At 59.6% G+C, this 19,176-nt stretch carries 17 protein-coding genes and 1 tRNA gene; 10 read left to right on the top strand and 8 right to left on the bottom strand.

What is annotated here, in order from left to right; all coding sequences use genetic code 11:
* Positions 1 to 4 precede the first annotated feature (4 nt).
* The 5 genes from BGO89_12380 to BGO89_12360 form a co-directional block, all read right to left on the bottom strand.
* Positions 5 to 640, bottom strand: a complete 636-nt coding sequence (locus BGO89_12380) for a signal peptidase II (protein ID OJX57276.1) — start codon at positions 638 to 640, stop codon at positions 5 to 7.
* Positions 637 to 1,086 (bottom strand): hypothetical protein, encoded by a 450-nt coding sequence (locus tag BGO89_12375; protein OJX57390.1) that lies wholly within the window; start codon positions 1,084 to 1,086, stop codon positions 637 to 639. The genes BGO89_12380 and BGO89_12375 overlap by 4 nt, the downstream gene beginning before the upstream one ends.
* Positions 1,087 to 1,370: 284 nt before the next feature.
* The gene (locus BGO89_12370; GenBank protein ID OJX57275.1) at positions 1,371 to 1,673 is read right to left on the bottom strand and encodes a hypothetical protein; all 303 of its coding nucleotides are present in this window, start codon (positions 1,671 to 1,673) and stop codon (positions 1,371 to 1,373) included.
* On the bottom strand, positions 1,670 to 4,909 hold the full coding sequence (locus BGO89_12365) for an isoleucine--tRNA ligase (GenBank protein OJX57274.1): 3,240 nt from the start codon (positions 4,907 to 4,909) through the stop codon (positions 1,670 to 1,672). The genes BGO89_12370 and BGO89_12365 overlap by 4 nt, the downstream gene beginning before the upstream one ends.
* A gap of 50 nt (positions 4,910 to 4,959) precedes the next feature.
* Positions 4,960 to 6,471, bottom strand: coding sequence for a hypothetical protein (locus BGO89_12360; protein OJX57273.1), 1,512 nt, complete (start codon positions 6,469 to 6,471; stop codon positions 4,960 to 4,962).
* Positions 6,472 to 6,557: 86 nt separating this feature from the next.
* Here BGO89_12360 and BGO89_12355 point away from each other — a divergent pair, with 86 nt between their 5' ends.
* From BGO89_12355 to BGO89_12310, 10 genes are all read left to right on the top strand, one after another.
* Positions 6,558 to 7,400: a glutamate racemase gene (locus BGO89_12355; GenBank protein ID OJX57272.1), complete on the top strand. Its 843-nt coding sequence runs from the start codon at positions 6,558 to 6,560 to the stop codon at positions 7,398 to 7,400.
* Between the two features lie 4 nt (positions 7,401 to 7,404).
* A complete protein-coding gene (locus tag BGO89_12350; GenBank protein ID OJX57389.1) occupies positions 7,405 to 8,325 on the top strand; it encodes a peptide ABC transporter permease in 921 nt (306 codons plus the stop codon).
* On the top strand, positions 8,322 to 9,383 hold the full coding sequence (locus BGO89_12345; protein OJX57271.1) for a hypothetical protein: 1,062 nt from the start codon (positions 8,322 to 8,324) through the stop codon (positions 9,381 to 9,383). Before BGO89_12350 ends, BGO89_12345 begins: the two co-directional genes overlap by 4 nt.
* An 11-nt stretch (positions 9,384 to 9,394) precedes the next feature.
* Positions 9,395 to 10,450 (top strand): DNA polymerase III subunit delta, encoded by a 1,056-nt coding sequence (locus BGO89_12340; protein ID OJX57270.1) that lies wholly within the window; start codon positions 9,395 to 9,397, stop codon positions 10,448 to 10,450.
* Positions 10,447 to 10,797: a hypothetical protein gene (locus BGO89_12335; protein OJX57269.1), complete on the top strand. Its 351-nt coding sequence runs from the start codon at positions 10,447 to 10,449 to the stop codon at positions 10,795 to 10,797. Before BGO89_12340 ends, BGO89_12335 begins: the two co-directional genes overlap by 4 nt.
* Positions 10,794 to 11,669: a hypothetical protein gene (locus BGO89_12330; protein OJX57268.1), complete on the top strand. Its 876-nt coding sequence runs from the start codon at positions 10,794 to 10,796 to the stop codon at positions 11,667 to 11,669. Before BGO89_12335 ends, BGO89_12330 begins: the two co-directional genes overlap by 4 nt.
* A 9-nt stretch (positions 11,670 to 11,678) precedes the next feature.
* Complete coding sequence (locus BGO89_12325) at positions 11,679 to 12,170, top strand: 6,7-dimethyl-8-ribityllumazine synthase (protein OJX57267.1); 492 nt, start codon at positions 11,679 to 11,681, stop codon at positions 12,168 to 12,170.
* A gap of 29 nt (positions 12,171 to 12,199) precedes the next feature.
* Positions 12,200 to 14,458 (top strand): hypothetical protein, encoded by a 2,259-nt coding sequence (locus BGO89_12320; protein OJX57266.1) that lies wholly within the window; start codon positions 12,200 to 12,202, stop codon positions 14,456 to 14,458.
* A gap of 68 nt (positions 14,459 to 14,526) precedes the next feature.
* A complete protein-coding gene (locus BGO89_12315; GenBank protein ID OJX57265.1) occupies positions 14,527 to 15,987 on the top strand; it encodes an isocitrate dehydrogenase in 1,461 nt (486 codons plus the stop codon).
* A gap of 53 nt (positions 15,988 to 16,040) precedes the next feature.
* Positions 16,041 to 16,124 (top strand) — tRNA-Leu (locus tag BGO89_12310).
* Positions 16,125 to 16,298: 174 nt separating this feature from the next.
* Here BGO89_12310 and BGO89_12305 read toward each other — a convergent pair.
* From BGO89_12305 to BGO89_12295, 3 genes are all read right to left on the bottom strand, one after another.
* On the bottom strand, positions 16,299 to 16,802 hold the full coding sequence (locus BGO89_12305; protein ID OJX57264.1) for a hypothetical protein: 504 nt from the start codon (positions 16,800 to 16,802) through the stop codon (positions 16,299 to 16,301).
* Positions 16,803 to 16,836: 34 nt separating this feature from the next.
* Positions 16,837 to 17,517, bottom strand: coding sequence for a hypothetical protein (locus BGO89_12300; GenBank protein OJX57263.1), 681 nt, complete (start codon positions 17,515 to 17,517; stop codon positions 16,837 to 16,839).
* A 64-nt stretch (positions 17,518 to 17,581) separates the two neighbouring features.
* Positions 17,582 to 19,171, bottom strand: a complete 1,590-nt coding sequence (locus BGO89_12295) for a hypothetical protein (GenBank protein ID OJX57262.1) — start codon at positions 19,169 to 19,171, stop codon at positions 17,582 to 17,584.
* Between the last annotated feature and the right edge of the window lie 5 nt (positions 19,172 to 19,176).

Below are 19,176 nucleotides of genomic sequence, written 5' to 3'. Positions count from 1 at the left end.
ATGATCAGGATTCTGGGCTGACGTCATGGTTCTCGTCCGTCGATTGGAGCGATCCGGAGCGCAACTGCGCGCCGGTAGGCATATGTCTGCTGAGCAGGATCAGAAGAACGATACCGACGCTCACGCATGAATCGGCGACGTTGAAGACGGGAAAGTGCGTATACAGTTCACCGAGCCAGTTGAGGTCGGGAATGTCGACCTGGACGAAGTCGACGACCTTGCCGTAGAACAAGGCTTCCTCGCCATAGAACACGCCATAGAACATCCGGTCGATCAGGTTTCCCACGGCGCCCGCCAGAACCAGTGATACGGCGAACTGTACGCCGCGATGGAAGGGGCGCAGTTTCCATAGGTACCATACGAGGACGGAAGCGATGACGATCGTCACGAGAGTGAGCACGATCTTCCCCGCACCGAAGCTGATGCCGAAGGCCATGCCCGGATTCTCGACGTAGGTAAGGCGTATCGCATCACCGATGAGAGGATGGCTCTCTCCCAGGTACATCCCTTCATGCCTGATACCGAACAGGGAGAATCCCTTCACGGCCAGCTTCGTTGCCTGGTCGACGAGAACGAGGGACAGGGCGAGAATGAAGTACTTGTAAGGAGCGAGACCGCTGCGGTCATTCCCCGACATCATTTCAGCGCGTCTGCATTCTTCGCAACGATACGGTCCACGCCATCCTCAGGGCAGCGCTGATGGATCTTGTACGATGCGGAAAGCGTCGTGATCGGCACGGCCATCAGACGTTCCTTGGCGATCAGGATACCGCACATACGGCAGATACCGTAGGACTTGTCCTGGATGCGCTGCATGGCTTCGTCCAGCTTGCGGATATAATCCTGGATGCGCTGGATCTGCGCGTACGTCTTCTCTTTTTCGATGGCTTCCGAACCTTGTTCGGCCATGTGCATCGAATAGATGGCACTTTCCTCGGCGGACTCGCTATTGGTAAGATCCTCGAGCCGTTCACGGAGCATGCGAAGTTCTTCCATCGCATCTTCCTTGGACTTTTCGATGACCGTACGGAAAGACGTAAGGTCCTTATCCGAATAGCGTACGCCCGGCTTGGGAGCGATCGGCAGTTGAGGTTTGGCCGCTGTTTTCAGCGTTACCTTGGGTGCTGGAGCTTCTTTAACAGAAGCTGCTCCGGCGGCCTTTTCGACCACCGGAGCAGCTGGGACTGTCCCGGAAGACTTCTTGGTAGACTTCTTCGTCGCCACGTTCCTACTTGATGCTGACTTGGACTTAGCTGAATTACTCTTAGCCGTACTGTTTTTCGACGGTTCGACAGAGGGTTTAGCCTGTGCCTTCGGCGAAGTCTTTTTGGAAGTCCTGTTCGGGCTCGAAGCCGAGTTAGAGCGAACCCTTACTTGGCTTTTTTTTTTGCAGCGGATTTCTTGGCTGCTGCCTTCTTCGCTGCCGGCTTCCTGGCTGCCTTCTTCGCCGCCTTCTTCACTGCCGGCTTCTTGGCTGCCTTCTTCGCCGTAGCCTTCTTTGCCGTAACCTTCTTGGCTGCCTTCTTGGCGGTAGCCTTCTTCGCTACCGTCTTCTTGGCCGCCTTCTTGGCTGCGGACTTCTTGGCTGCTGCCTTCTTTGCTGCTGCCATGGAACGTACCTCCAAAAAGTAGAACATGAAATCTAGTACGCCACCCTGGCGTACCACCTTCACACGCGTTGGACGCGCACGCCAACTTGATAGCCATTGATCTCGAGATCGGTCTCGTATGGACCGTCCCCCCTGTCAATGATATCAGCGAGCGTTTCTGTTGCAATGTACGTGCGCATGGTCTGCAGGGCATCCGATGTCGTATCGTCCGTAGCATATACGATGGTGATACGATCCGTTACATCGAACCCCGAGTCCTTGCGGAGTTTCTGAACCTTGCTCACGAACTCGCGCGCGAGGCCTTCCTGTAGAAGAGCTCCATCCAGTTCCGTATCCAGGGCAACCGTGATTCCCTGATCGGACGCTACCAGCCAACCCTCGATGTCCTCGCTGACGATCTCCACATCTTCGAAATCGATCTGTACCGTTTGATCACCGATCGTAACGGCCAGAACCGAAGATTGTTCCAAACGGCGCACTTGTTCGCTGCCGAGAGACTTGATCGCTTGCGCCACCCCCTGCGTGTTCGCACCGTACTTCTTTCCGATGATCTTGAAGTTCGGCTTTGTCGAACGTCTGACGATGTTGGTATCGTCGGATACGTATTCGATGCCCTTCACGTTGATCTCTTCGAGAATGATGTCTTCCACCGTTTGCAGTTGCCGACGTACTGCCGGACTATCTACCGGAAGAAGAATACGACGCAGTGGTTGACGCGTCTTGATCTTCGCCTTTTCCCTCAAAGAACGGGCAAGCGAAACGATGTGTTGTGCTTGCCACATCCGATGCTCAAGATCGTGATCAATCAATGATGCATCGGACGCGTGCAATATACTACAATGAATGCTCAAATGTTCTTCGTCGGTACGCAAGCGAAGAAAAATCCATTCGGCAAGAAACGGTGCGATCGGTGCGACCATGTGAACGACGCTGAGCAGGACATGATGCAACGTCTGATACGCGGCCTTCTTGTCGTCATCGTAGTCACCCTTCCAGAAGCGCCTGCGATTGCGTCGCACGTACCAGTTCGATACGTCGTCGATCACGTACTCCTGCAACACCCTGCATGCCTTCGTGAACTCGTACGATTCCATCGCCGCCATATACTCGGCGATGACGGTGTTGAGCTTCGAGAGTATCCAACGGTCGATCTCCGGCCGCTCTGCGACTGGCACGGGAGCCTCGCGTCCAGTATAGCCATCGATGTTGGCATACATGGCGAAGAACTCGAACGTATTCGTCAGCGAGCGGAAAAAGTCCGCGATGACGGTCTTCGCGATGTCTTCTTCGTTGAAGAGCTTGGGCTTCCATGCAGGCGATGATACCATGAGATACCATCGGATGGCGTCAACGCCGTACTTGTCGATGAGTTCGAATGGATCGACGGTGTTGCCTCGCGACTTGGACATCTTGTGTCCGTTGCGGTCGAGGATGAGATCGTTCACGGCGACATGCTTGTAGGCAGGTTTGTCGAACAGAGCCGTGGCGATGTTGTGCAACGTATAGAACCATCCGCGCGTCTGGTCGATCCCTTCGGCGATGAAGTCAGCAGGGAACGACTGCTCGAAGAGTTCCTTGTTCTCGAAGGGATAGTGGAACTGTGCGAACGGCACCGAGCCGCTGTCGAACCATACGTCGATCACTTCACGGACACGACGGTACGTGACACCGTTGCGTTCGAAGACGACGCGGTCAACGAAGGGACGATGGAGATCGATGTCCACACCAGCATCGGCAACGGCCACTCTCTGGCCGCTGTCGGTTTCATAGAGACCGGACGCGAGTTCTTCGATACTGCCGACGGCCATGATGTCGGAACCGTCCTCGCTCACCCACAGGGGCAGTGGAGTACCCCAGTACCGGTCGCGCGAAAGCGACCACTCCTTTACGTCCTCCAGCCAGTTGCCGAAACGTCCCGTGCCGATCTCTTCGGGATGCCAGGTGATCTCCCTGTTGAGAGCGACAAGGCGATCCTTGTATGCAGGCGACGTGATGAACCAGGAATCGCGGGCGTAGTAGATGACGGGATTGTCCGTACGCCAGCAGTGCGGATAGCTATGGAGATAGTCGAACGCCGCCTTGTAGATCTTGCCGCGCATCTTGAGCGTCTTGACGATATCGCGATCGGCTCCCTCTTCCGTGTGATCGGAATACGTGAAGGTTTTCACGGCACGTCCGGCGAATTCCTTCACCTCATCCGTGAACTTGCCGTTCGGCGTCACCGGCTGCGGAACCGGCAGACCATGTTGCTTGGACAGCTCGAAGTCATCCTGACCGAAGGCCGGAGCGATGTGGACCACACCCGTACCGTCTTCCGTCGTGACGAAGGTACCGGGAAGGATGTGCAGGACGTTGGGATGCGCAGCGGCGTCGAGAACGACGTCGTCGAAGATCTGTTCGTAGGAGGAACCGACGAGATCGGCACCGGTGAAGCGTTCGAGCACTTCGACCTCACCATCGAGGATCTCGAGGCGCGACTCCGCAAGAACGAGATTCTCGGTCACCTGATCCTTGCCGACGGTATGCGTATTACGTACGAGAACGTACTGGATGTCCGGCCCTACCGCGAGAGCGACATTGGCGAAGAGCGTCCACGGCGTCGTCGTCCATACCATGATGGAAGCACCGATGATCCTGTCGATGGGCGATGCCACGATCTTCAGCTTGAGATAGACGTTCGGGTCGCGCACGTCCTTATAGTTCAGGGAGAGCTCGTGGGACGACAGCGGAGTTCCGAGCGTCGGCGACTGGGGAACGACCTTGTAGCCCTTGTAGATGAGTCCCTTCTCGAAGAACTGCTTCAGAGCCCACCATACCGATTCGATATAGTCGTTGGTGCAGGTGATGTAGGCCGAATCCATGTCCAGCCAGTATCCCATACGGCGCGTGAGCGTCCGCCAACCATCGTCCATCCCGATGTTGCGATAGACGAAGTCCTTGCATGCGGCATTGAACTTGTCCACGCCGAGCGCTTCGATCTGGGACTTCTCGGTGATACCGAGTTCCTTCTCGACGGCGAGCTCGACGGGAAGCCCGTGCGTATCCCATCCGGCCTGGCGGCGGACGTAGTGACCACGCATGGACTGGAAGCGACAGGCGATATCCTTGATACTGCGCGCCATCACGTGATGGATGCCAGGACGGCCGTTGACGGTCGGCGGTCCCTCGAAAAAGCTGAAGACAGGATTGCCTTCGCGCGCTTTCAACGAAGCGTTGAATACGTCATGATGATCCCAGTAGGAAAGGATCTCTTCTTCGAGCGCGGGATACGAGAAATCGTCAGGTAACGATTCAAACATAGAGGGAATGCGGAAGTACAAGCATGGTGCAAAGTTACGCACGACACAGCTTATGCCGAAGCCACTTCCTCACGATGCAGGGGAAGGGAGATGGTGAACGTCGTTCCTCTTCCCTCCTCGCTGTGGACGTCGATGGTGCCGTCATGTGCGTCGACGATCCACTTCACGATGGCGAGGCCGAGCCCCGTACCCTGGATGCTCTTGCTCCGCGCCTTGTCCACACGATAGAACCGGTCGAAGATGAAGGCCGTATCCCCTGCCGGAATACCGATACCGGTGTCGGCGACGATGATGACGGCATCGGAGTCGTTCTTCCGCAACTGCACACGCACCATGCCTTCGTCCGGCGTATACTTCACTGCATTCTCGATGACGTTGAGCAGGGCCTGATGGAGACGTACTCGATCGCCGTCCACCATCACGTGAGGCTGGATGTCCTGGTCGAGAACGATACGCTTCTGCTCGGCCAGGATGATGACGTCGTCACAGATATCCTCGACCAGCGCACTCAGACGCAGCGGCTTGCGGTCGACCATGACCTGGCCGGTATCGGCGCGGGAGAGGTCGAGCAGCCCCTGCACCAGACTCGTCAGACGCTCCACTTCCTCGAGACAGCTTTCGAGCGTCGCGCGGTATTCATGGGCCGTCATCGGGCGTCTCAATGCGATCTCGAGCTCGCCCATGAGAATCGCGAGCGGCGTCTTCAGTTCATGAGAGGCATCGGAGGTGAACTGCCGGATGCGCGTAAAGGATGTCTCCAGTCGCGCGATCATCTCGTTCAGCGTTTCCGTCAACCGCGCGATTTCGTCGTTCGTGGGAGGCATCGGCAGACGCTGGGCGAGATTCTTTGCCGTGATCTTCCGTGCCGACAGCGTGATCTCGTCGACCGGACGCAACGAACGCTGGGCGAGGAACCATCCTGCGAGCGACGACAGCAACATGGCTACCGGCATACCGTAGAGCATCAGTGAGAACAGACGCCGCAGCGTCGCATCCACCTCACCGGCGGGATAGGCGGCGGCGACCTCGGCCGCACCACCTCGATACAGCACCAGACGATAGCGTATGCCACCGAGCGTATAATACGTATGGATACGGTCGTCGACGACCTTGGCCCCATGTTGTTCGAACGTCGAGAACAGCGGCAGGCTGTCGGTCTGGAGATTGTCGGACCTCCATACGATCACCCCCTGACGGTCGTTCACCTGGATCAGATAGTTCGACGAATTGAGAAGCATGTGTTCGTAGACGGCCGACCATACCGGGTCGTCGAGCTGCGTCTCGTTCTCGGGTGGAAGGACCGGTCCAACAACGTCGCGTGCAGACACGCGGTTCAGGAAGGCGAAGTCGTCGGTACGTTCAGGCGTCTTCGTACGCTTGTCACGACGCAACGGCATGAGCGGACGCTTCGCGGCCTGCTGTTCCTTCCGTATCACCGTTTCGAGCGAGGCGGCCACTCTCGACAGCGATGCATCCAGGTTCTCGTTGAGTTCACTGGACACCGTGAAATACGCCACCACGGCGAACGCTGCCAGCGTCAGTGCCACGAGGGCACTGTACATGAAGGTCAGCCGGGCACGAAGAGAGAGTTTCACACACTCAATATAACAGACCTGAAGGGCACCTGCCCTTTCGTACATTTGCCGTCATGCTGAACGACCAGCGCCCGATCGGCGTTTTCGACTCCGGAATCGGCGGCTTGAGCGTACTCAAGCACCTGTTCCGTATCCTTCCCAACGAACGGTTCGTCTACCTTGGCGACACTGCCCGCGTGCCCTACGGCAACAAGAGCACGGAGACCATCCGGAACTACAGCCGGCAATGCTCGGCCTTCCTGATGCAGCACGACGTGAAGATGATCGTCGTGGCATGCAATACCGCATCGGCTCTCGCCCTCGACATCCTGCAGGCGGAGATGCCCGTACCCGTCCTCGGCGTGATCGAACCCGCGGCGATGGAAGCGGTGACCCGCACTCATAACGGCCAGATCGGCGTCATCGGCACCCGCGCCACGATCGCGAGCAATTCCTATGCACGCTCGATCGACCGGAGTGCCGGCCCTCGTTCGATCACGGTACACAGCCAGCCGTGCCCACTCTTCGTTCCACTGGTCGAAGAAGGATGGCTGGACACACAGGCGACGCGCCTCGTCGCCGCGGAATACCTCCGCCCGCTCATCGCCAATCATATCGATACGCTGGTCCTGGGATGTACGCACTATCCCCTGCTCGGACCGATGCTGGCATCGATGCTGCCCGGCGTCGCACTCATCGACTGCGGCGAATGCACGGCCCTCACCGCCGCCGACATGCTCGGCGAACGGCAGGAAGCGACGGGCAGGGCGCCGGACGTCCTCTTCTATCTTACCGACCATACTCCGTCATTCCCCGTCCTTGCGCGGCAGTTCCTTGGCCTCACGAGTGTCAACGAAGCGGTACGCGTGAGTATCGACCACCTTGCCGGTCCGCACGGCGTCGCCCTGGGAGCGTGAACCGATGGCAACCTATCTGCTGCGAAAGATCCTCTATTCATTCCTCGTCCTCATCGGCGTCGTGCTGGTGACGTTCTTCATCCGTCCTCCGGGTGATCCGGCGCGCGTCCTGCTCGGACAACGGGCCGACGCGGCATCCGTGGCGGCACTGCGCGAGCAGCTCGGCCTCGACAAACCGATGCCCGTGCAGATCGCCACCTACATGTACAACCTGACGCAGAAGGATATGGGGACGTCGATCGCTACGAACCGCCCCGTCTACGAAGCGCTCAAGGAGCGTATCGGCCCCACGGCCCTGCTGGCAGTGTCGTCGATGGCCATCGCGACGATCCTGGGCATCCTGTTAGGGGTCATCGCGTCGTGGAAGCCCAATTCGTGGCTTGATACGCTCACGATGTCCACTTCGCTCTTCGGCATCTCGTTACCGGCCTTCGTCGTCGGTCTGCTCTTCGTCCTGGTCTTCGGCGTCCTGCTCGACTGGTTCCCGAACAGCGGCTACATCGATCGAGGTCCCGAGTATCTGTTTCTGCCGATGATCACGCTTGCGATACGTCCGCTGTCCATCATCGCACGCGTCACGCGAAGCAGCATGCTCGACGTGCTCGGTCAGGACTACGTCCGCACGGCACGTGCCAAAGGACTCAACAACATCACGGTCTTCTTCAAGCATGCCTTGCGCAACGCGCTGAATCCCGTGGTCACGACGGTGAGCGCATGGTTCGCCGGCCTTCTCGCCGGTACCTACTTCATCGAATTCATCTTCAACTGGCCGGGCATCGGGCTGGCGGCATTCAATGCCATCGAGAAGCTCGACTATCCGATGATCCAGGGCACGGTGTTGTTCACGGCCGTCGTCTTCGTGGTCGTCAACATGCTGGCCGACATCGTCTATGCCTTCATCGATCCCAAGGTGCGCCTGAAATGAGCAAGCAGCAATCAACGCAGGAGCAGGGTGAGAGCCTTGGTCGTCTGGCATGGCGCCGTCTCAGGAAGAATCCCGGTGCCGTCGTCGGTCTCTCGATCCTCGTCGTCATGGTCCTCATGGCCATCGGCGCACCGGTGGTCACGCAGTTCGATCCTACGACGCAGATCCTCGAATACTCCGTGAAGCCAGCTGGCTTCCGCGGCAAGGTCCTGTACAAGAAGAACCCGTCCGATCCTTCCACTCCGTCCATCATCGCCATCGATCGTTTCGAACTGCGTGGCGATTCGGTGCACTACGTCGATCCGGCGGGACAGGACTACCGCATCGCCATATCGGCCCTTGCAGGCAAGGGCCAGGACGAATGGTACGATGAACCGCTCTTCCTTCTCGGTACGGACCGCTTCGGCCGCGACATGTTCTCGCGTCTGGTCTACGGCATGCGCGTCAGTCTCAGCGTCGGTCTCATCTCCGAGTCCATCGCCCTGGCCATCGGTATCCTGCTCGGTGCACTGGCGGGATTCTTCAGAGGATGGGTCGACGACGTCATCATGTGGTTCGTCAACGTCGTATGGTCCTTCCCTACCATCCTGCTCGTCATCGCCTTCAGCGTCATCCTCGGCCAGGGATACTGGCAGACGTTCATCGCCATCGGCGTGTCGTCGTGGGTGGACATCGCCCGTATCGTACGCGGACAGTTCTTCTCGATCCGCGAACAGGAATACGTGGAAGCCACGCGGGCTCTCGGCTACGGCACGGCGCGGACGATATGGCGGCATATGCTTCCCAATGCCGCCGGTCCCATCATCGTCCTGTCCACGGCAGGTTTCGCCACTGCCATCATCGCCGAAGCATCGCTCAGTTTCATCGGCCTCGGTGTGCAACCTCCTACGCCATCGTGGGGACAGATGATCCGCGACGGCTACGGCTACATCGCCGTCGGAACGAACTGGGGCATGACACTCTATCCATGTATCGCCATGGCCGTGGCGGTCTTCGCCCTGAACCTGTTCGGTGACGGTCTGCGCGACGCGCTGGATCCGAAGACGACGCAACGGTAAGGGGTCCGCGCATGGCCGACATCATCCGGGACATCGTCAGCAACGGCACCTATCCGCCCGTGCTGCTACTGTTCGGCGAAGAGGAATTCCAGGTCGACGAAGCTGCCAATGCTCTCTACACCGCAGCGGCTGCAACCGATGCGACGGGCATGAACAGCGACGTCATCGACGGCGAAGGCACATCGATGGATACGGTGTTCTCCATCGCGCGTTCCTATCCCATGATGTCCGAACGGCGCACGATATGGGTGCGACGATTCGACAAGATTTCGGCATCGCGCGACAGGAAGGGTAACGATCCCCTGTCCCAGTATCTCGCTTCGCCTTCGCCCACGACCTTCCTGCTCCTTACCGCATCCATCCCTTCGGCCGACGGCATCGGTGCCACGTCGAAGTCGAACGCCCAGACGGCATCGAGGAAGATGTCCGCTCTGAAGTTCCCGTTCAACGTCCTCCTCAAGAACGCGCAGTGGCAGGAATTCCCGCGCATGAAGGAACCACAGGTGCTTTCGTGGGTACGGGACAGGACACAACGACTCGGCCTGACCATGTCGCCGGAAGTGTCGGACTTCCTCCTGTTGCGTTGCGGGACGGCGCTCCGCGATCTGTCCATGGAGATCGACAAGCTTCGGACGTATGCGGGCGACAGGACGGATATCGGTATCGACGACGTCAATGCCGTCGTCGGTGCCGGAAAAAGCTATAACGTATTCGAACTGCAACGTGCCGTAGGACGCCGCGATGCACCGGCCGCCTTCACGATCCTGACACGCATGATGGAGGCCGAGCGGCAGGAAATCCTCATCATCGCCATGCTCACGCGATATTTCGTGACGCTCTTCCGTCTCTGCGACGTCCAGGGTACGACCGACCGGAACGAAATCGCACGGCTGGCCGGTATGCAACCTTATGCCGTGGCCGACAATCTCGCAGTACTCGACCGCTATGGTCCGGCACGTATCGAAGCGGCACTCTATGCCCTGGCCCAGGCCGATCTCACCATCAAGTCATCGTCGACGGATCCCCTCGTCATCCTCCAGACGATGCTCACCAGGATACTCTCATGATGCGAACGCCGGAACAATGCGCTCAGGAACAGCTCGACGCCTATAACGGTCGCGACATCGATGCCTTCTGTGCCGTCTATACGGACGACGTGGAACTCATCGATCTGCATTCCGGCGACGTCTTCTGCCGTGGCATCGATGCCATGCGCGAGCGATACGGACGCATGTTCACCGAACGTACGGCACTGCACTGCACGCTGGTCCACCGGATGACATGCGGCAATACAGCCATCGACGAAGAGCATGTGACGGGACTCCGCGACGATGGGATCGTCCATGCCGTCGCCATCTACGACGTACGCGACGGCTTCATCGCCCGGGCGTGGTTCGTCCGGGAACGCCCATGAGCGAAGCCACCACGACACCGACCAATCCTCTCCAGTTGCATGCAGATATGCATACGCATACGCGATGCAGCGACGGCATCCTCTATCCCCATCAGCTCGTCGAGAAGGCCGAGCGGCATGGCTTCATGGCGTTGTCGATCACGGATCACGACAACATGGATGCCTACGCGGTGCTGCGCAGGGGTGGATACAACGGTCCGGTAACGCTCGTTCCGGGCATCGAGGTCTCGTGTTTCGAACACGGCCGCGATACGCACGTCCTCGGATACCATCTCGACGAACATCACGGTCCGCTGAATGAATACATCACCTTCTTCCGCAACGACCGCGAACGTCGGGCCGTGGAGATGGTGGAGAGACTGAATCGGATCAACATCCGTATCTCCTACGACGAAGTGACGGACCAGGCCGGATCGGCTCCGATAGGACGGCCCCACGTGGCCGCCGTCATGGTCAAGCACGGCTACGCCAAGCACCTCCAGCAGGCCTTCGACGTCTATCTCGATACGGGCAAGCCGGGCTACGTGGCGAAGTCGGCCTTCACCATCAAGCAGGCCGTGGACATGATCCATGCCGCAGGGGGTGTGGCCATCGTGGCCCATCCCGGTCGTACCTACAACGATCCACGGCTCTTCCTCGCCCTGCTGGCCACGGGCATCGATGGAGTGGAGGTCTACCACCCTTCCCACTGGTTCGTCACGCGCGAATACTATCGCGTACTGGCGAAGCAGCACGACCTCGTGATCTCCGGAGGATCGGACTACCATGGAACCCGGGACTACGACGAGCGCAACTTTGGTAATTTCGGCCTTCCGGTCGAGCTGTTCGAAGCATTGGCAGCACGCGCCCGGAATTACCCTACCACACCCTGATATCACGACATGACACAAGCGATCACAGGCCGCACGGATGGTGCCGGCCTCCGCATCGGCATCGTAGCCGCACTCTGGAACGACTTCATCACAGGCAAGCTCCTCGAGGGGGCCCTCGAAACACTCCAGCTCCATGGCGTACACGAGGATGACGTTACCGTCGTCCGTTGTCCCGGCAGCTTCGAGATACCCATCGTCGCATCCACGATGGCGGAAAGCGGTTGTTACGATGCCATCGTCACGCTCGGCGTGGTCATCAAAGGCGATACGGCCCACTTCGAATACGTATCGGGTCCGGTCGCCGACAGCATCGCCCGCATTTCCGTCGACACCGGCATTCCCTGCGTCTTCGGCGTCCTCACGACGTATACGATCGAACAGGCTCAGGAGCGTGCAGGCGGTGGAATGGGTAACAAAGGTGCCGAGGCGGCCGTCGTAGCTCTGCAAATGGCGTCGATCCTGACGCAGCTCGACGAGGCCCATGCACGTCAAGAATCCTGATTCGGTTTCCTCACGATCCACGCCCATACATGGTGTCCACATTCCGTCGACTCGTCCTCGGCCTTCTCTGCGCCTATGCGATCCCATGCACGCTGGAAGCACAGCAACTGCAGTTGACCGACTGGCAGACGTTCTCGTCCCTGCGATCGGTACGCTCGGCGTCGATCGATAGTGAAGGACGTATCTGGGCAGCGACGTCGGGCGGCGTCTTCGTCTACGACCCCGCCACCGAGGCCGTGAGCCAGTTCCGGAACATCGGCGCCCTGCTGTCGCTCGACGTCACCTCCGTGATGTGCGACCCCGCGACGAAGAAAGTCTATATCGGATGTCTGGACGGCGGCTTCGACGTCGTGAACGAAGACTTCACCTGGAAGAACGTCACCGACATCCGCCGCGCTACGCAGTATCCCAGGCGTCGTATCAACGACTTCGTACTGCGCAATACGACACTCTATCTCGCCACGGACTTCGGCATCGTGAGCTACGATACCGAACGCGGCGTGTTCAACGAGACGGTGGACCGCATCGGTACGCTACAGGACAAGACACCCGTCAACGGCATCACGATCCTGCACGATACCCTGTGGGCAGCGACGGATTCAGGCGTCGTAGCCGCTCCGCTCGACGTCACCACGCTCCGCCTTCCCAGCGTCTGGACCGTCTACGGTACGGCCCAGGGCCTCGGCTCGGCACGCGTCTCGCGCATACGGTCGGATGGCACCACGATCGTCGTCACCGCCGGGACGAGCATACAGACGCTGTCGAACGGTTCCTTCCAGACGCTCGCTACGGCACCGGCCGTCATCAACGGCCTCTCCGTCCTGGATGGCGTCGTCTACTACTCGACGATCTCCGGAGTATATACCCTTTCGGGCGAAGTCCCCGTCGTATGGCCGTCGGAACTGAACGGACACATCACCTATCGTGCGGACGGACGGACATCGTTCGTCGGCTTCGTCCGTGACCGCTCCATCGCCATCGGCACGGCGGGTCCGGCCCAGCCTGTCGACGTGAATTCCCCGATCTCGAACCAGTTCGTCCATCTCGCCATCGACAACGAAGGAGGTCTGTGGGCGGCTACGGACGTCGATCCTCCCCGTACCGGCGTCGGCATCACGACGTTCGACGGCACGCGCTGGACCAACATCACGACGACCGACAATCCGGAACTGGCCACGAATGCCTGTTACCGCGTCAACGCACAGCCCGACGGCAGCGTATGGATCGGCACGTGGGGACGCGGCGTCGTACGTGCGAAGAAGACGGAGACCGGCATCGACCTGTTCCGCTACGATCAGAACAACTCCGGGCTGCGCGGCATCGCCTCCGATCCCAACTACGTCCTCGTCGGCGACGTGGCTACGGATCGCAACGGCACCACGTGGATGGTGAACGAACAGGCGGGAAGCCAGATACTGATGAGCATTCCCAGGGACAATCCGTCGGCATACCGTACCTACTCCAACTGCGCCGATCCTCGCAGCAATCTCTTCCGGTCCTTGGCCATCGACCTCGCAGGAGGCAAGTGGATGGCCAGCAACGCCGCGAACGGCCTGCTCGTCATCAACGACCGCAATACGCCCGAACCGTCCGACGATATCTGCAACGTCGTCCGGTCGAGCAACACGCAATTGCCCGACAACACCGTCAACATCATCCGTCTCGACCGTAATGGTGCGCTATGGATCGGTACCGCCAAGGGCGTGGCCGTCATCGCATCACCCGGTACCGCCACCAACACGACCGTACCTTTCGTGCGCCGCATCACGGCTCTCTCCTCGGTCGTCGTCAACGACATCCACGTCGATGCCCTCAACTACAAATGGGTCGCCACGACGGGCGGGGTCTTCGTCCTCAATGAAGACGGTACGGAAGTTCTCGCCACGATCTCGGCAGCGAAGACACCCCTGATCGACGACAACGTGCGATCGGTGACCGTGGACGAACGTACGGGCCGTGCCTACTTCGGCACCGCCGTCGGCCTCTCGTCGGCCGCGACGCAGAGCATCCGTCCCCTCCCCTCCTTCGCCATGACCTTCCATCCCCAGCCATACCGGCCGTTGTCGGGTGCCCAGCTCGTGATCGATGGCCTGGCCTCCGATGCCGACGTACGCATCATGACGCCGAACGGCCACCTCGTGGCCGCACTTCAGACGCGCGGACGCCAGGCACTCTGGGACGGCCGCGATACCGAGGGCAGGATGACGCCTCCCGGTGTCTATATCGTCCATACCGTATCGGCATCCACCAAGGAATCGGCCGTCGGCAAGGTCGTCGTCACCCGTTAGGTGCCCCTTCAGCTGGGGTGCTCTTAGTATCTTTGCGCCCTCATTCCGATATCACCTTGGAGAATACGATGAAGATCCATCTCACACCTGATGGCAAGAAGCTGGTGACCGTCATCCCCGGCGATGGCGTTGGACCCGAATGTGTAGAATCCGCCATGAAGATCATCGAGGCCACCGGTGCAGCCGTCGCCTGGGAAGAACGTCATGCCGGTGAACGCGTATTCAAACAGGGCATCGCTTCCGGCGTGCCGCAGGAAACGATCGACTCCATCTCCAAGACGCGCGTCGTTCTGAAAGGCCCCCTCGGAACACCCGTAGGCTACGGTGAAAAAAGTGCGAACGTCACGCTCCGCAAGCTCTTCGAAACCTTCGGCAACATCCGTCCCGTCCGTGAACTGCCCGGCGTACCCACGCCGTACAGCGGCCGCAAGCTCGACCTCGTCGTCGTGCGCGAGAACGTCGAAGACCTCTATGCCGGTATCGAGAACATGCAGACGCCCGGCGTGGCACAGTGCCTCAAGCTGATCTCCCGCAAGGGCTGCGAGAAGGTCGTCCGCCTCGCCTTCGAATTCGCTCGCGCCGAAGGCCGTACGAAGGTGCATTGCGCTACGAAGTCGAACATCATGAAGATGACGGAAGGTCTGCTGAAGCGCACCTTCGAGGAGATCTCCAAGGAGTATCCCGATATCGAAGCCAATCACATCATCATCGACAACTGCTGCCACCAGCTCGTCAAGAAGCCGGAGCAGTTCGACGTGATCGTGACGACGAACATGAACGGCGACATCATGAGCGACCTGACCTCGGCCCTCGTCGGCGGCCTGGGCTTCGCCCCTTCTGCCAACATCGGTACGGAAGTCGCCATCTTCGAAGCCGTCCATGGATCGGCGCCGAAGTATGCAGGCAAGAACAACATCAATCCTACGGCCGTCATCATGTCCGCAGTGATGATGCTTCGTCACCTCGGTGAATTCGAAGCGGCAGCCACCATCGAGAATGCCGTCGTCGTCACCTGGGAAGAAGGCAAGTACCGCACGCGCGACGTCGTGGGCGATGCCGCGGCATGCACGACGTCCGAATACACGGATGCCGTCATCGCCAACTTCGGCAAGAAGAGTGCACAGTACGCCATCCGCGACGTCAAGCCGATCCAGCTGCCGGCCTTCAGCTCCGAACGCGATATCGTGAAGACCAAGACGCGCCGCGTGGCGGGTACGGACATCTTCATCGAAAGCCCGCTCGATCCCCTCGCCCTCGGCGCCGCCATCGAACGCCTGACGGCCGGTGCGACGTCAACGCTCAAGATGATCTCCAACCGCGGTACGCGCGTCTATCCTCCTACGGGCACCATCACGGACTGCACGGATCAGTACCGCGCACGGTTCCTGAAGACCGAAGGCGAGATGACGGACGCGGAAATCATGGATCTCATCCATCGCATCAGCGCCGAGATCCGCTGGGCCCACGTCGAGAAGCTCCAGGAATTCGACGGAGTTCCCGGCTGGACCAAGGCACAGGGAGAAGATTGATGAGAAACGTTTGTCCAATTGCGCCGGACTCCGTATTTTTGTCTTCCCCTGATGCGGAAGTGGCGAAATTGGCAGACGCACCATCTTGAGGGGGTGGCGCTCGCAAGGGCGTACGGGTTCAAGTCCCGTCTTCCGCACTCATGAGCATACGACGAAGCCCGACTCTTCATTGAGCCGGGCTTTTGTTTTTCGTATCATGTCGCCGCCGATCCGATATGATGACATACATGACACATGAGAGACCACAACGACAACAGAAAAGCCCCTGCATGGTCGTCCATGCAAGGGCTTCATTATCCACGCCGTGCTGTTTACGGATAGAACCGGACACCCGCCGCGACGTCGAAGGCGACGCCGAAGCCGGGCACGATGCCGATGTTCGGTCCCATTTCGAGGAAGATCTCCAGCGGTGTACGCTTCGGGATGACGTTCAGACCGAAGACCGCGCGGGCCGCGATACCGACGTCTCCATCCTTGCGGTAGTAGAAGACGTCGTCCTTGCCACGCTTGTACCAGATGCCGTATCCTTCGCGCCCGAAGCCGAGTCCGAGGCCAGGTCCGGCATAGAGCTTGACGACCTGGGACTGGAAGGCATCGAAGTGCCAGAGATAGTCTACCTGGAGACGCGGGTTACCGAAGTAGGAGCGACCGATGTCGCCCACCAGCGCATTCTCCTTGTTCAGCCAGTACTTCACGGTACCGCCGAGCGGTTCTCCCACGATCAGGCCGAATCCGAATTCCTTTCCTTTAGGACCCTGCCCGTATGCGCTGAGGCTGCATACGAGGGCTGCCATCACGACTGCAAAGAACTTCATACTCCCCTCTATGACGTGTGTGCGTTCTATGATATCAACGTTTCGTCAGCTTGAATGCGAGCTTGAGCCGATCGCGCAGGGTAATGCTCGCGCGCGGGTCGCGAGGATGGAGCAGCGATCCACCTGCACGGAAGACCTGCACTGCATCGAAGTCGAGTGCGACCGACGTCGTCGTACTGGACGTGATGCTGACGTAGGGATCGAACTTCATCCACAGGTTCTCGGTATCGTCATTCTCGAGCCGGAAGGGCGTACCGGTCCCACCTTCGTAGACGGTTCCGTCGACGATGACGGTGACGCGATCGGCGGCGAAATCTCCGAACGTCGGATCGTTGCGATACTGATCGGCTTCGCTGCCACTGAACTTATGCATTTCCAGCTTGATCTTGTCGTAGGTACCCGTCGGGATCGGCGTGTTGAATGCCGTCCGGACTCCCGCACGTGCGAACACGATGAGAGCAGGACCGGTCTTGACGTCACGACCACCGTTCGTCGTGTCCTCGTCGGATCTCTTGAGCTTGATCCTCGAAATCAGGATGCGGACACTGTCGACCCGGATACTGTCGGCGAACAATCCGCCTTGTACCGCACCGGTCTTGACGGACGTGGCCTTGACCATATCCGAACTCATCGACGTGCGCATTTCCAGCCGCGGTTCCGGACTGGGATCACTGCTGCTTGTGCATCCGGCGATCAACGCGATCGCCACCATCATGGCACAAAAGCCAACGAGCGGCTTCTTCATCGTACTACCCCATAAAATGAGAGGTGAATTCAGGTCATGGGACGTTCGGGGTCGCGGCTTTGTTCCGCGACCGCGCCATATGACGCATCACGGCCTCGGCTGCGAGTGCTCCCTGGCTGACGGCATTCTCCATTGCCGGCGAGGCATCGTTGTCCGTATTGGCGAAGAAGATCGCCCCATCCGGACGCGATACCGCCTGTGCGATACCGGCATGCGACCCGAGCGTAGGTACGACGATTCCGTGTCCCCACCGCCATAGATAGACTCCCGTTATGGAATCGCGCTGCTTCTCCGACAACGTCTCTTCGAAAGCCGTCACGGAATCGTGTGCGAAGCGGACGAAGGCCTCGTCGTTCTGCAACATGGAGCGTCGTGCGATGTCGACGGGTGCGAACAGCGATGCTACATGCTGGCCACCGGCATCACGCTGGACGGTCGTCGGTGCGATGACGTCGGTATATCCTCCGGCCATCGGGAAATGCCACGTGTCGTATATGCGCTCGTCGACGAGCGGCATGCCGGACGCGATATGGATGGTCGCGTATGGCGCATAGGTCAGGGCCCTGCAGGCCGCCGCACGCTCGGCGGAGATATCCGGCATCAGGTGCGGCACCTGGAACTTCGGAATGGCCATGATGACGCAGCGGGCCCGATGACGGATGATGGTTCCTTCGTCATCGATCGTGTCCACGATGGCGTCACTGCCATCCTGTCCCGCACGTACCGCAAGGCGTCCCGTCATGACAGGGAGACGCCGTGCAAGGCCACCCGAGAGAACGGAGGTACCCCCGGGAAACGTATAGCGTCCGAGATCGAAGCTCCTGCCGAACTCACTGGAATAGAAGTTCAGGAGACAGTAGGCATTGGTGGCGTCCAGAGGAGCGCCCATGGATGACTTGCTGTAGGCATCGAGGATTGCGTCGAGGGTCGGCGATTGATAACGACGTATATAATCACGGCCACTCGTACCGTCGAGCTTCCGGAGCCGGTCATTCAACACCGCAGGGAGCGGATAGGACGGCAGGGTATCGCCCAGGGCGAGAAGATCGTCGCGGAAGCGGCGCATGCCGTCGCGGTCGGCATCCGAACGTATGGCCCTGCCGAGGTCGGCATCGGACCAGAGGTCACGATACAGAACACCATCGAACACATAGCCATCGCCGGGACATTCGACCGGCTGGACACCGGCATAGTCGATCAATGCTTCGAGCTCGGGTGTACGGTCGACGAAGTAGACGGAGCCCAGCGGTATCGAAACGGCCCCATCCTGATGGCTGACCGCCGTTCCACCCGGACGTGGTTCGGATTCGATGACCCGGACGTCGATCCCCTGCCGATGGACCATGGTCGCCGCCGCCAGTCCGGACATGCCGGAGCCCACGACGAGAACGTCGCAGCGTTCGGTACGGGATGGTGACGGGAACGAGCCTCCGTCGCGGAGATAGCGATGTGCAAGACGGAAGCGCTGACCGTCGACGATCGGTCCTGTACGAGCGGACGAAGCCGGTGCCTTCGATGTCGCATCCTCGGCAATACGTCGACATCCCTCCATACCCATCGTATACGTGGCACCGGAGGCGAGCAGGACATAGCGAAGAAAATCCCGACGTGTAGTCACGGACATACCGG

It is taken from the genome of Candidatus Kapaibacterium thiocyanatum (assembly GCA_001899175.1).
Taxonomy (GTDB): Bacteria; Bacteroidota; Ignavibacteria; order Kapaibacteriales; family Kapaibacteriaceae; genus Kapaibacterium; species Kapaibacterium thiocyanatum.
The sequence above is the reverse complement of the archived record's forward strand: the minus strand, read 5'-3'. Positions and strand labels throughout refer to the sequence as shown.

What these genes read in the sequence shown, in the direction of transcription:
- BGO89_12380 (OJX57276.1), bottom strand. Translation starts at nt 640, where the DNA reads ATGATGTCGGGGAATGACCGCAGCGGTCTCGCTCCTTACAAGTACTTC.
- BGO89_12365 (OJX57274.1), bottom strand. Translation starts at nt 4,909, where the DNA reads ATGTTTGAATCGTTACCTGACGATTTCTCGTATCCCGCGCTCGAAGAA.
- BGO89_12360 (OJX57273.1), bottom strand. Translation starts at nt 6,471, where the DNA reads ATGTACAGTGCCCTCGTGGCACTGACGCTGGCAGCGTTCGCCGTGGTG.
- BGO89_12355 (OJX57272.1), top strand. Translation starts at nt 6,558, where the DNA reads ATGCTGAACGACCAGCGCCCGATCGGCGTTTTCGACTCCGGAATCGGC.
- BGO89_12350 (OJX57389.1), top strand. Translation starts at nt 7,405, where the DNA reads ATGGCAACCTATCTGCTGCGAAAGATCCTCTATTCATTCCTCGTCCTC.
- BGO89_12345 (OJX57271.1), top strand. Translation starts at nt 8,322, where the DNA reads ATGAGCAAGCAGCAATCAACGCAGGAGCAGGGTGAGAGCCTTGGTCGT.
- BGO89_12340 (OJX57270.1), top strand. Translation starts at nt 9,395, where the DNA reads ATGGCCGACATCATCCGGGACATCGTCAGCAACGGCACCTATCCGCCC.
- BGO89_12335 (OJX57269.1), top strand. Translation starts at nt 10,447, where the DNA reads ATGATGCGAACGCCGGAACAATGCGCTCAGGAACAGCTCGACGCCTAT.
- BGO89_12330 (OJX57268.1), top strand. Translation starts at nt 10,794, where the DNA reads ATGAGCGAAGCCACCACGACACCGACCAATCCTCTCCAGTTGCATGCA.
- BGO89_12325 (OJX57267.1), top strand. Translation starts at nt 11,679, where the DNA reads ATGACACAAGCGATCACAGGCCGCACGGATGGTGCCGGCCTCCGCATC.
- BGO89_12320 (OJX57266.1), top strand. Translation starts at nt 12,200, where the DNA reads ATGGTGTCCACATTCCGTCGACTCGTCCTCGGCCTTCTCTGCGCCTAT.
- BGO89_12315 (OJX57265.1), top strand. Translation starts at nt 14,527, where the DNA reads ATGAAGATCCATCTCACACCTGATGGCAAGAAGCTGGTGACCGTCATC.
- BGO89_12305 (OJX57264.1), bottom strand. Translation starts at nt 16,802, where the DNA reads ATGAAGTTCTTTGCAGTCGTGATGGCAGCCCTCGTATGCAGCCTCAGC.
- BGO89_12300 (OJX57263.1), bottom strand. Translation starts at nt 17,517, where the DNA reads ATGATGGTGGCGATCGCGTTGATCGCCGGATGCACAAGCAGCAGTGAT.
- BGO89_12295 (OJX57262.1), bottom strand. Translation starts at nt 19,171, where the DNA reads ATGTCCGTGACTACACGTCGGGATTTTCTTCGCTATGTCCTGCTCGCC.